Here is an 11,893-nt window from a genome sequence, read left to right as displayed (position 1 = left end):
ATATTATCTATGGACATAAGTAGTACATCACAGCCTGTTTTTTTTCTTTTCGCTGGGCAGGGAAATCCTGTTATCGGTATGGGTGCTGATTTATGGAATATAAATGAGACAACACGAGCCATCTGGGATTGCGCCAGTGATATTTCTGGTATGGATATTAGGCGATTATGTTTAAAAGGACCCATGAATCGCTTGATCCAGACAACTGTGCAACAAATTGCTGTAACTGCGATGAATGTAACGCTCTATACTCTTTGTAAAGACAAATTTGCGGAGACACGCGTTATCGGTTCATGCGGGCATAGCGTTGGGGAATATAGTGCTCTTTACGCTGCCGGATCAATAACACTGGAAAATCTATTTCGCCTGATTCATTTTCGTTCGCAGGTGATGGATGATGTTAGTAAAAAATACAAAGGCTACATGTTGGCGGTAAAAGACATAGATCATACCGCTCTCAGTCAAATGATTATTGAATCTGATCTACCAATCGATATCAGTTGTGATAATAGCTGCCGGCAACAAGTGGTTGGCGGAACGATAGCTGCGCTTAATGAGTTCTCACGTCAGCTCCGTGCTGCTGGCCATGAGCCTGTGAAGCTTGGCGTAAGCGGTGCCTGGCACACGCGTTTGATGGACGAAGGCGTACCCGTGATGCGCAAGTATCTGTCTGACGCTGAAATTTGTCCTCCTCAACACGCTGTCGTTATGAATGTGACAGGTAGGGCAGAAAATGAACCGGTGCAGATCAAAGAAAACCTCTCTTTGCATTTAACACATACTGTTAAATGGGCGGATTCAATGTCGCTTTTTTTAGCAAATAAAAGCCCAGCCTTATTCGTTGAAATCAGTAATAAAGCTTACCTTGGGAAAGTGTTAAAGGATTTCGTCAACTTTAACCCTGAGATGACATTGCATTGCAGGGGATTGTTTTCAATTTAATGGTGCTATTGTGATTCCAGATTATCTAAAATTTATACGTGTTCAGGATAAAAGAATACTGCCTTTTCTCTTCGTTGTTGTTTTTATTATGATTGGTTTTTATTGGAAGAATAATAGCTATAATTTAAATCAAAGTGACGCTTATTACATTAGCGGCATTGTAGGTATTTTACTCTTCAGTTCAATTTATGAACTTAAAGCTTTTTGGGCATACAAATGCGTTACAAAAGCGATTGACTTCACTTTTTTTTCTGAGAGAAAACTTGGCAGAATAGAAAAATGGTGTTCTCATCCATTCGTTGCTAGTATTTTATTTACTGCCGGTTTTGGGTTAATTATACAGAGCTGTTTTTTACTTTACTCATCAATGTATGCACTGATTCCCTTGCTTACGATTTCACCTATTTTTATTTACGGTGTGTTTCGGGCCTTAAGAACCAGTTATATTAAGCAGGTAGCAACGGCAGCGGTTGAAAAGGTGAAATATAAGCATCTTTATCGTTATATTTTTGCGTATATTTTTCTTGGCGTCGCTTTAAATTTGTTGACTATTTCGCCTTTGAAACGTGAGGCGGATTTTTCGCTGCAGGTCGGCGTTTTCTCCGCTAGAGTAGTGGTCGCAATGTTTATTGTATGTTGTATTGCTTTGGCAATAAATCTACTTTTTACTCGTTTGTCAAGGCGGTATATATTTCTCGGCAGGTTGTTTTTAAAAGAAATTGATTTTTATTTTTCGGTTTCATTGCCATGGCCTGCATTCTATGACAAGCCTTTTTGGTTGAGAATAACTCTGTTACTGCTCACTGAGTTTGTATGGATTATTCTCGTTAGTGCGTTTCTGGCATGGTCTGGATGGCAACTCTGGTTTGAAGTGTATTTTTTGGTCTGCTTTTTACCATGCATTTGCTTTAACTATTTGCACATTTACTCGCTTTGGCATCGGGATTTTCTGATGGCTTGTGACATGTACTTTCGCTGGGGGACGATCGACAAACAGACTCATCTTTGGTGATAGAAGTATACCGCCTGTAGCATTTATATCACTACAGGCGGTGACGATCTTGTGTCTGCATGTTTTAAAAGCTGTAGTCCAGTTCTCTTATACTGTTAGGAGAGGTGAAAAAGGTTGTTGATTCTTCAAGTAGTTTATCTCTTATCAAAAGCAGGTCGCTTATTTTTTTTCCTCCTAATTTTTTGCACGCCTTGTTACGATAAGCGTAAACTCTTTTTGGCGGTATATTAAGTGTTTTAGCTATCAGATGAATGTTTTTGCCTTTTAGTGACTCTTTGAGAATAATACTTTCGATATCACTAAGTTCACTATCTTTGGTCGATACCTCTTTTTTCTTTTTTGCCACAACTCTAATAGCGCGGCTTATGTCGAGAAGCGAGTCCCTGGATTTAATGACCAGATCGGCATCATTAATCACGATATCTCTCGCAGCACCTAAAATAACCAGTAATTTACAGACTTTATTAAGTGGTGAGATTGCCTTCGCATAGGCACCGTTTTTTACGTCCAGATGAAGGATGACGACGTCATCTGGTGTTAGTTGGTTAGTAAGTGAAGAATCTAATTCATGTGCAACTATGTCCCATCCCTTCGATTTGGCTAATGAAATAATTCCATTTTGGAAATAAACATCGTCACTGATTGTATAAATCTTCATGTGTTTGCTCTATATCATGTTGAATAATTCTAAGGATAATTCCTGGATTATAATTAGTCAGGAGTGGAACCTGTAATTAAATAATCTTAAATAAGTCCTTGTGATTAGATAAGGTCAGAACGGAGTAGATTGTAATTGTGCATTTGCAGTCTATACTTCTTAGATGTATTACTTAATTTTGTTGTTTTAAATGAAGAAGATATTAACTGAGGTGTTTTAAATAAAATTGATTTTTTATATTGCAGATTACTTTTTTCTTGGCACATTCTTTCATTCTTAAAAAGAATAGAGATTTTTCAACATTTGTTATGCGTTTCCGGCTTGCGATATTCAGCATATTGATGAGGGCAAGCAGAGAGCGTGTTAACTATCGTAAGGGTTTAAGTAATGGAAAATTATCTTAAATTAATGAAAAATGAATGGTTTCATCTCATTGATAAAACAGATGAACGCATTCGTTTTTTAGCGGCGGAAGTTGGCAAAACGCATGCACATATTCTGAGTCAGGAGTTCTACCGTATTGTTCTGACTGACCCTCACGCGGAAGAGTTTCTGTCTAATGATCAAGTAGAGAGACATCTTAAAAGGGCGTTAGAAAAGTGGATTATAGATGTGTTAGCATGTCAAGTTTCTGATATTGATAGACTTATCGCGATTCAGCAACACGTGGCTTCGATCCATGCGCGCATTGGTATTTCGGTTGAAATTGTAGAAATGGGTTTCCGGGTTCTTAAAAAAATACTCTTTCCGGTGATCAATTCTTCATCTTACGCTGCAGCAGACAAGCTTGAAGTTTACCACTACGCCATTAACAGCATTGATCTGGCCATGGAAGTGATGTCGCGTGCTTTTACCTTTACGGAACACAACTCATCGAAGGAAGATGAGAATTACCGCATTTTCTCCCTGCTTGAGAATGCGGAAGAAGAAAAAGAGCGGCAGATTGCTGCAATGTTAAGCTGGGAGATTGATCTTATCTACAAAATCATTATGGACGCTGATCTCGGTAACAGTCTGACCCTCAGCCAGTCTGACTTCGGCCTGTGGTTCAATCACAAAGGCCGTCATTACTTTAGTGGTATCGCCGAAGTGGGGCATATCTCGCGCCTCATTCAGGATCTCGATGAAGTTTTCCGTAATACGCGTAATACACCCAGAGCATTAAGTAACAGAACACTTCGTGTTAAATTTCTTATTCAGATCAGAAACACTGTTTCGCAGATTATTACGATGTTGCGTGAACTTTTCGAGGAAGTTTCCCGGCATGAAGTGGGAATGGATGTGTTGACAAAACTTCTTAATCGACGCTTTTTGCCCACGATATTTAAACGCGAAATTGCCCATGCCAAGCGTATGAATACTCCGTTGTCTGTATTAATTATTGATGTTGATAAATTTAAACAAATTAACGATACATGGGGGCATCATACTGGCGATGAAATTTTACGTAAAGTTTCCAGTGCATTTTATGACAATGTGCGCAGCAGTGATTACGTTTTTCGTTATGGTGGCGATGAGTTTGTCATTATTTTAACCGAGGCGTCGGAGTTTGATACTCTACGTATTGCCGAGCGTATTCGTAGTCGTGTTGAAAAAACTAATGTTATTTCACCGTCTGGTGAAAATATTGCTTTGTCCCTTTCTATCGGAGCGGCAATGTTCAGTGGTCATCCTGATTACGAGCGCTTAATACAAGTCGCTGATGAGGCGCTATATATAGCAAAAAATAAGGGGCGTAATCGCGTTGAATTATGGAAGGCGCCAGATTGAATTATTTGAATAAAATTGCGCTATATTCAATTTCACGGTGGAGTTCTTTTTTTTGTTATTTTCGAAAAAGTACGCATGTAATTAACCTATGATGCTGTGGCTGACGCAGTTATTTTTTTGTCGATCATTCACATATATGCCCGAATTAACCGATTTTAAGCCAAACTGAATTTGTTTGCCCTCAGATTTTCCTCTATCTGGTCTTGCTGAATTGTCCGCATTTGTTACTTTTCTCATTTTGTTTCAAAGGATGGCAGAAGTGAAAATTTGTTCTTATTTGTTGGCGCTCACGCTTGGGTTCACCACCACGGTTGCCAGTGCGCAGCAAACCTATATGCCGGTACTGTTAAATCTGTCAACGCTGCTCGATTTCAACCCGGTCAAAGGCCATGTCAAAACCATCGATTCCGTGGGAACCGATGATAAAGGCAACGAGGTTTACACGCTCCGCGTGGTGTTATCCGCAGAGGGTTGTGTACAGACGTTACGCCGTGATGGTAAGTCCGATAACAGCCATATGAATTTGGTCAATGAAGGAAAGGCGCTAAAAGGAACATTCAATGGTCAACCTGTTGCTTTTGGGTTGGACGACAAATGCAATTTAACGAGTCGCGATGATAGTAATGGGCATCTCGATTATAAAACCAATGCGCAAGGCCTGCTGGGCGAGACAATGCTTCGAACACTAAAAATTACCGATCATTTCTACGACACTGATGGCAATATCAAAAAGGTGCAATATTACTCAGGCGATCTCGTCGCCTCCTCAACCAGCATTCACTATCCTGATAGCGTCAATAAACCGCTCGATTATACGCTGGTCAATGAATCTGCTCTCAATGCCCGTTTTAATTTCACTGCGGTTAGTGAATGCCGATACGATGAAAGGCAAGTTCCTGTCCTTTGCCATTTAAATGTTACCCCGGCTAGCTCCTCCGGGGATGTGATGACGCATATGACGGTCGCCACCCGCGCGAGTTTTTACTGAGTAATAAAGCGGAGACAGCCAGTGGCTCCGCTTTATTTACAAACTACCGGTACCGCCATCAACCAGTAATTCCGTGCCGACCACATAAGCGGACTCATCGGAAGCAAGAAACAGCGCAGCCTTCGCCAACTCCGTCGGTGTTCCCATTCGCCCTAACGGCACCAAATCTTTGATTTCACTCTGCAGCGCTTCCTGTGCCGCACCGCTCAACCCCAGTTTATTCAGCGCCGGCGTGTCAACCGGGCCAGGGCTCAAACCATTGATGCGCACCCCGCGCGGCAGCAATTCTGCCGAGAGCGTGCGGGCAAACGACAGTAGCGCGGCTTTGCTCGCGGCATATACGCTGCTGGTAGGCAGGCCGATCCGCGCGCTGACCGAACCACACAGAATCACTGACGATGGATTATGCAGTAGCGGCAGGAGAGCCTGAATCAGAAAGTAGGGGCCCTTGAGATTGGTATCCATCAACCGATCCCAACTCTCTTCCCGCCACTCTTCAAGCAAGCCGTGCGAGACATCGCCCGCATTAATATACAGTACATCCAGCTGTGGCCAGCGCGTCGCGAGTGTGGCAGCAAGCTGGCGTTGATCGTCGGTACGACTGGCATCAGAAGCAATAACCCAGACATTATCACCGAGTATTGCCTGCGCTTGCTTTAAGGTTTCCGGATTACGCCCGGTTATGGCTACCTGTGCGCCTTCAGCGATGAATTCTTGTGCGGTAGCAAGACCTATTCCAGTGGTACCGCCGGTGATCAGCGCATATTTACCTGCTAAGCGTCCCATTTTCGACTCCTGTTTTTAAGCTTGAGAAAGCACTATAGAGCCATTAGTATCCTTTGGATACAAGGTACCAAATGGGTACTAAAAAGGCAGGAGGTATGTTATGGCGGATTCAGCAGCATTGTTGCCGAAAAAAAATTATGCGACGCAACCCTGTCCAATGACTGATTTTGTCAGCCTGATTTCCGGGAAATGGGCTATCCCGATTTTGTACCGGTTGATTGTGTTGAATACGGCGGTGCGCTTTAGTGAGTTGCAGCGCGCAGTTTCACCGATTACGCAAAAAGAGCTGACTCGCCAATTGCGCTTGTTTGAGCAACGCGGGCTGGTCTCCCGGCAGGTTTATCCGGAAGTCCCGCCGCGCGTCGAATATTGCATTACACCGTTGGGGTTAACCTTGCGCGGTGCGTTAGATCCGCTGGCCGAGTGGATGCATAACCACGGTGATAAGTTAAAACGTTAAGCGCGTGAGTAACGTGACGCGGGTTTGCCGTTGCGCGAAGCGCTAAACAGCGCCAGTCGCGCCGCTTCCCAGTTATCCCACAGCTGTAAATCCTCGACTGGCGGAACCGTGACCAATTCACCCTGGTCGAGGCCTGCCAGTGCCGCATCGACCAAATCTTCGCTGGTCATCACCGAGCCTTCCGGTAGCGCATCAAGTGTAATCCCGGAATGCCCCCAAATTTCAGTCGCAGTAGCGGCTGGCAGCACGGCCTGGATGCGAACATTGCTCCCGGCGAACTCTTCCTGCAAACCACGGGTGAAATTAAGCACCCAGGCTTTTGTCGCACTGTAGACCGCGCTGCCCGCACGCGCATGGAAAGCAACGACTGAAGCAATATTAATGATGGTTCCCTGATTGTCTTCCACGAAACGCGGCAACACTGCCAGCGTCAAGCGCATCAGCGCCGTCGTATTCAGCGTGTTGATGGTTTCATGTTGTTCGGCACTGCTGCTGAGGATAGGGGCAAGATTTGCTGCACCGGCATTGTTTACCAGCAGACTTATCGTTGTATTGTCACGCAAAATCGCCTCAACCTGCTGGATCCCCTTAGCGTTGCTGAGATCGGCAACCAGTGTGCTGATTTTTACGCCATGGCGATGCTGTAAATCGTCGGCAAGTGTGTTTAAACGGTCGCCGCGGCGAGCGACCAGCAGCAGGTCGTAACCACGAGCCGCGAGACGGTCGGCATAGATGGCGCCAATCCCTGAAGAGGCGCCGGTAATCAGTGCTGTTGTCATTTTTTCTTACCTCGTTGTTAAATGGTTTTATCATAAAACTAAATTCAGCTTCTGATATTTGGTTTTATAATGCAACCAAATAAAACGGCAAAAAATGCGGTTTTAAAATAGATTGAGGTAACAGGCTGAATTATCAGGTATTAGCAATACGCAACTTCACGTCCTCTGGCTGCAACTCGCGGCCATCCGCGGCGCGCAGAGCCAGTTTTTGCAATGGGCTGTGCGTATGGTTATCGACCAGCACGCTGGCAGGTTCACCGTTATCGAACAACCACTCCTGTCCCCATTGCGAGAGCGCAACCAGCACCGTTTGCAGGGAACGGCCTTTTTCTGTCAACACATATTCCTGCCAGGCGCTGCCATCAGAGGCGGGTTGTGTGCGCAAAATACCTTCATCCACCAGCAGCTTAAGACGCGCGGTCAGCATGTTTTTGGCAATACCCAGGTTTTTCTGGAATTCACCAAACCGTGTCACGCCTGCTAATGCATCACGCACAATGAGCAAGGACCACCAGTCGCCAATAATATTCAGTGAACGAGCTACGGGGCAGAAAGTCTCTTCAAAGCGGGTACGTTTCATCGCAGTTCTCCGGTTAGTAGTTTAATTATAAAACCACATCGCGCGTCTTCACACCGCTTTTTGCGCCAGTGCACACTCCGGGGATCTTGTACCGGTGAGTTGTCATGAATGTGTCACAATTCTAATTTCGGGTAGAAAAATAAGGAAAGCAAAATGAAAACGGTTTTTTGGCTTAGTGCAATTGCCTCCACCATGGCACTCCCCGCCGCGATGGCGCAAACGGCACCACAGGGTTATCAGTTGCAGCAAGTGTTGATCATGAGTCGTCATAACTTACGTGCACCACTGGCGAATAATGGCAGCGTGCTGGAACAATCTACACCCAACCAATGGCCTCAGTGGGATGTCCCCGGTGGGGAGCTGACCACCAAAGGTGGCGTGCTGGAAGTGTATATGGGGCACTATATGCGCGAATGGCTTGCAGAGCAGAAACTTATTGCTACGGGAGAGTGTCCGGCGCCAGAAAGTGTTTACGCCTGGGCTAACAGTTTGCAACGCACTGTCGCGACAGCGCAGTTCTTTATCAATGGCGCGTTTCCGGGTTGTGATATCCCGGTACATCATCAGGAAAAGATGGGGACGATGGATCCGACCTTTAATCCGGTGATTACCGACGAATCTGCCTCGTTTGGCCAGCAGGCGGTGAAAGCGATGGAAACTCAGCGCCAGCACTATGCGCTGGGAGAGAGCTATAAGTTGTTGGAAAAAATCACTCGCTACCAGCAGTCCCCGGCCTGTAAAGAGAAACAGCAATGCTCGTTGGCAGAAGGCACTGATACCTTTAGTGCGAAATATCAGCAGGAACCGGGTGTTTCCGGGCCCCTGAAAGTGGGAAACTCGCTGGTGGATGCGTTCACCTTGCAGTACTACGAAGGGTTCCCAATGGACCAGGTTGCGTGGGGAGAAATCAAAACTGATCAGCAATGGAATATGTTGTCGAAGCTGAAAAATAGCTACCAGGATACCTTATTTACCTCGCCGGAAGTGGCGCGTAACGTGGCAAAACCGTTGGTGAAATACATCGACAAAACGCTGGTTGAAGAGGTTGGCCGCGCGCCGAAACTGACCCTGCTGGTGGGGCATGATTCCAACATCGCTTCATTGCTCACGGCGCTCGATTTCAAACCGTATCAGTTGCATGACCAGAACGAACACACGCCAATTGGCGGGAAGATCGTTTTCCAGCGCTGGCATGACACGGCGGGTAATCGCGATCTGATGAAGATTGAATATGTTTATCAGAGCCGCGATCAGTTGCGCAAAGCCGAAGCTTTAACCCTGAAATCCCCGGCACAGCGTGTCACGCTAGCCTTAAAAGGTTGCCCGGTAGATGGGGAAGGGTTCTGTCCTATTGATAAATTCAACGCGGTGATGCGCGACGCGGCGAAATAAGCGAAACGAAAAGCTCCCCCGCGACAGCGAGGGAGCAGAACGCTACACGTTTTGCCGTTCTATGGTTTGCTCGCCCCAGAAAAGTGAATCTTTATCGGTTTTTTCAAAGGCGCGCAGTAACACCTCATCGCTGCCTTCCTCCCAGATTTTTTCTGCCAGCTTTTCGTCATAATCGGCGAGTTCGAAGATCGCCTCGGCAATTTCTGGCGAGGTATTACGTAAACTGGCCCATTCACCCACGCGATGGGCTTTTGCTTCTTGAGTTGGCATCTGTTTCCTCCTGTTGAAGGTTAACCGTTGAGTTTTACTGCCAGGCCCGCAACGTATTCACCCTGATAACGGGCAATTGCCAGCTCTTCGTTACTGGGCTGGCGAGAACCGTCGGCACCTGCAATAGTCGTTGCACCATAAGGTGTGCCTCCGCGAACCTGCGAAATATCGAACAACTCCTGGGCAGCGTAACCAATAGGCACAATGACCATCCCATGATGTGCAAGGGTAGTCCAGGTTGACGAGATTGTATGTTCCTGGCCGCCGCCAGTGCCGGTGGAGCTGAAGACGCTCGCCAGCTTGCCGTACAATGCCCCCGATGCCCATAAACCACCGGTCTGATCAAGGAAGGTTCGCATCTGTCCGGACATGTTGCCGAAGCGAGTCGGTGTACCAAAAATGATGGCGTCGTATTCAGCCAACTCTTGCGGCGTGGCGACTGGCGCATTTTGCGTCTTACCTCCTGATTTCAAAAATACTTCTGCCGGCATGGTTTCCGGTACGCGCTTGATGACAACGTCCGCGCCATTCACTTTTTGCGCACCTTCGGCAACGGCATGCGCCATCGTTTCAATATGTCCATACATTGAATAATAAAGCACCAATACTTTGGCCATTTGCATCACTCCTGATTTGATGATCACCGGCAGCAGAACGCTGCGTTCTTTTTAAGCGTATGACGTGATGGTCAGAGTGCAAATAAGAGCACCATTTCTTTGATAAATAACAAGTTAAAAACAAAATCCCGGGAGTTACAATTTGTCACATATAAACGTGGCGGATTTTTTGCGAGTTAAGAGGACGTTATCGGTTTCGCTTAGGGAGGGATGGCTGTTGGCAGCGCAAGCTGTTGCAGAATATTACCATTCACTGGCTGAATGATTTCCTTCCACTAAGCTTAGTTCCACACGGCGCAGATAAAGGCACTGCCTTTGCACCGTGCGGTGAAAGAATCCTCTTTTACTGAACGCAGTATGATGTCTGATATTTCACTCATCTGGAGGTAAGCATGGCAAACCATCGTGGTGGATCAGGTAACTTTGCTGAAGACCGTGAAAGAGCATCAGCAGCAGGCCGTAAAGGTGGCCAGCAGAGCGGGGGGAATTTCAAAAACGATCCCCAGCGCGCCTCAGAAGCCGGTAAAAAAGGGGGCAAAAATAGCCATGGTAGCCGCAGTAGCAGCTAACAATGGCGGCTGACAACCCTAACCGGTTGTTAACCACGCCCGCCGCCGGGGAGACCCGGCGGTTTTTTTATCCTTGCACCGTCCGCGATGCCAACGCACACTAGCGTTTTTTCCCTGTTGCCGGTTGTGATATGCCTCTCGCCCGTTACGCCTTCTCCGTAAAACCTCAGGAAGCACTGCTGATTCTTATCACTATGTTCTGGGGTGGTACGTTTCTTGCCGTGCAATACGCCGTAACGATGAGTGGCCCGTTCTTCTTTGTTGGTCTGCGCTTTGCCACCGCTGCGCTGGCGGTGAGTATGCTCTCGCTGAATATCCTGCGTGGCTTAACCTGGCTTGAAGTGAAGGCGGGAGTCGTCATCGGGGTTGCCATCGCTCTGGGCTACAGTTTGCAAACCTGGGGACTCCAGTCTATTTCCAGCAGCAAATCTGCATTTATTACCGCCATGTATGTGCCCCTGGTGCCGTTATTACAGTGGCTGTGTCTGGGACGGTTACCGGGGTTAATGTCCTGTATTGGTATTGCGCTGGCGTTTGGTGGCCTATTGCTGCTCGCCGGGCCAGAAGGTAATTTGCTGGCGCTGGGGGAAGGCGAAATCATTACCCTTGCCAGCGCGTTAGCCATTGCCGCCGAGATTATCCTGATCAGCGCCTGGGCCGGAAAAGTCAATGTTCGCCGGGTGACGGTGGTGCAATTGCTCACCGCATCGCTGGTCTCATTTATGGCCATGGTGCCTGCCGGGGAAGCCATACCGCCACTGACGACAGGTTTGTTACTGGTCGCGCTGGGGTTGGGGATTTTTAGCGCCATTATCCAGGTGGTAATGAACTGGGCGCAGCGCAGTGTGTCACCAACACGCGCCACGGTTATTTATACTGCTGAGCCAGTATGGGCCGGAATTTTTGGCCGCATGGCTGGCGAGCGGTTACCATTTTTAGCACTCTTTGGCGGCATGTTGATTGTGCTTGGTGTGCTGGTGAGTGAACTGAAGCTGAAAAAGAAAAAAACACGGTCTGCCGGCGCAGCAGACAAGGTAGAGCAGGAGTTGTGATAGTGAAGGATAAGGAGT

Annotated in this window: 14 protein-coding genes; 8 read left to right on the top strand and 6 right to left on the bottom strand. The window is 46.9% G+C overall.

Annotation, left to right across the window (positions count from 1 at the left end; translation table 11 throughout):
- The first annotated feature begins 9 nt into the window (after nucleotides 1–9).
- Both ACFX4O_RS00935 and ACFX4O_RS00930 read left to right on the top strand, forming a co-directional pair.
- Entirely contained in the window at nucleotides 10–942 is a 933-nt protein-coding gene (locus ACFX4O_RS00935) for an ACP S-malonyltransferase (protein ID WP_380206645.1), read from the top strand.
- Between the two features lie 10 nt (nucleotides 943–952).
- Complete coding sequence (locus ACFX4O_RS00930) at nucleotides 953–1,954, top strand: hypothetical protein (RefSeq protein WP_380206643.1); 1,002 nt, start codon at nucleotides 953–955, stop codon at nucleotides 1,952–1,954.
- 64 nt (nucleotides 1,955–2,018) lie between these two features.
- Here the strand turns inward: ACFX4O_RS00930 and ACFX4O_RS00925 are convergent, their stop codons facing one another.
- On the bottom strand, nucleotides 2,019–2,612 hold the full coding sequence (locus ACFX4O_RS00925; protein ID WP_380206641.1) for a helix-turn-helix transcriptional regulator: 594 nt from the start codon (nucleotides 2,610–2,612) through the stop codon (nucleotides 2,019–2,021).
- A 387-nt stretch (nucleotides 2,613–2,999) separates the two neighbouring features.
- On the opposite strand from ACFX4O_RS00925, the gene ACFX4O_RS00920 reads away from it, so the two are divergent.
- Nucleotides 3,000–4,382: a diguanylate cyclase gene (locus tag ACFX4O_RS00920; protein ID WP_380206639.1), complete on the top strand. Its 1,383-nt coding sequence runs from the start codon at nucleotides 3,000–3,002 to the stop codon at nucleotides 4,380–4,382.
- Nucleotides 4,383–4,641: 259 nt separating this feature from the next.
- Nucleotides 4,642–5,370, top strand: coding sequence for a YnfC family lipoprotein (locus tag ACFX4O_RS00915; RefSeq protein WP_380206637.1), 729 nt, complete (start codon nucleotides 4,642–4,644; stop codon nucleotides 5,368–5,370).
- Nucleotides 5,371–5,406: 36 nt separating this feature from the next.
- Here the strand turns inward: ACFX4O_RS00915 and ACFX4O_RS00910 are convergent, their stop codons facing one another.
- Complete coding sequence (locus ACFX4O_RS00910) at nucleotides 5,407–6,156, bottom strand: SDR family oxidoreductase (RefSeq protein WP_131413235.1); 750 nt, start codon at nucleotides 6,154–6,156, stop codon at nucleotides 5,407–5,409.
- 100 nt (nucleotides 6,157–6,256) lie between these two features.
- Between ACFX4O_RS00910 and ACFX4O_RS00905 the strand changes: the two genes are divergently transcribed.
- Entirely contained in the window at nucleotides 6,257–6,616 is a 360-nt protein-coding gene (locus ACFX4O_RS00905) for a helix-turn-helix domain-containing protein (protein ID WP_131413237.1), read from the top strand.
- Here ACFX4O_RS00905 and ACFX4O_RS00900 read toward each other — a convergent pair.
- Together ACFX4O_RS00900 and ACFX4O_RS00895 are read right to left on the bottom strand one after the other, a co-directional pair.
- Nucleotides 6,613–7,395 carry an SDR family NAD(P)-dependent oxidoreductase gene (locus ACFX4O_RS00900; RefSeq protein WP_380206634.1) on the bottom strand — a complete coding sequence of 261 codons (783 nt, stop codon included), beginning with the start codon at nucleotides 7,393–7,395 and terminating at the stop codon, nucleotides 6,613–6,615. The genes ACFX4O_RS00905 and ACFX4O_RS00900 overlap by 4 nt on opposite strands.
- Before the next feature lie 133 nt (nucleotides 7,396–7,528).
- Complete coding sequence (locus ACFX4O_RS00895) at nucleotides 7,529–7,975, bottom strand: winged helix-turn-helix transcriptional regulator (RefSeq protein WP_380206633.1); 447 nt, start codon at nucleotides 7,973–7,975, stop codon at nucleotides 7,529–7,531.
- Between the two features lie 153 nt (nucleotides 7,976–8,128).
- Between ACFX4O_RS00895 and agp the strand changes: the two genes are divergently transcribed.
- On the top strand, nucleotides 8,129–9,367 hold the full coding sequence (agp, locus tag ACFX4O_RS00890; protein ID WP_380206631.1) for a bifunctional glucose-1-phosphatase/inositol phosphatase: 1,239 nt from the start codon (nucleotides 8,129–8,131) through the stop codon (nucleotides 9,365–9,367).
- Nucleotides 9,368–9,409: 42 nt separating this feature from the next.
- On the opposite strand, the gene ACFX4O_RS00885 is transcribed toward agp, so the two are convergent.
- Both ACFX4O_RS00885 and wrbA read right to left on the bottom strand, forming a co-directional pair.
- The gene (locus tag ACFX4O_RS00885; RefSeq protein WP_017456265.1) at nucleotides 9,410–9,637 is read right to left on the bottom strand and encodes a YccJ family protein; all 228 of its coding nucleotides are present in this window, start codon (nucleotides 9,635–9,637) and stop codon (nucleotides 9,410–9,412) included.
- Nucleotides 9,638–9,657: 20 nt separating this feature from the next.
- The gene (wrbA, locus tag ACFX4O_RS00880; protein WP_131413244.1) at nucleotides 9,658–10,254 is read right to left on the bottom strand and encodes an NAD(P)H:quinone oxidoreductase; all 597 of its coding nucleotides are present in this window, start codon (nucleotides 10,252–10,254) and stop codon (nucleotides 9,658–9,660) included.
- 392 nt (nucleotides 10,255–10,646) lie between these two features.
- Here wrbA and ACFX4O_RS00875 point away from each other — a divergent pair, with 392 nt between their 5' ends.
- Both ACFX4O_RS00875 and ACFX4O_RS00870 read left to right on the top strand, forming a co-directional pair.
- A complete protein-coding gene (locus tag ACFX4O_RS00875) occupies nucleotides 10,647–10,823 on the top strand; it encodes a general stress protein (RefSeq protein ID WP_071889987.1) in 177 nt (58 codons plus the stop codon).
- 131 nt (nucleotides 10,824–10,954) lie between these two features.
- The gene (locus tag ACFX4O_RS00870) at nucleotides 10,955–11,875 is read left to right on the top strand and encodes a DMT family transporter (RefSeq protein WP_380206627.1); all 921 of its coding nucleotides are present in this window, start codon (nucleotides 10,955–10,957) and stop codon (nucleotides 11,873–11,875) included.
- Nucleotides 11,876–11,893 lie beyond the last annotated feature (18 nt).

This window comes from Kosakonia sp. YIM B13571 (genome assembly GCF_042788095.1).
In the GTDB taxonomy this organism is placed as follows: domain Bacteria; phylum Pseudomonadota; class Gammaproteobacteria; order Enterobacterales; family Enterobacteriaceae; genus Kosakonia; species Kosakonia quasisacchari.
Note: the sequence above shows the minus strand (reverse complement) of the source record. Positions and strands in the feature narration are given on the sequence as shown.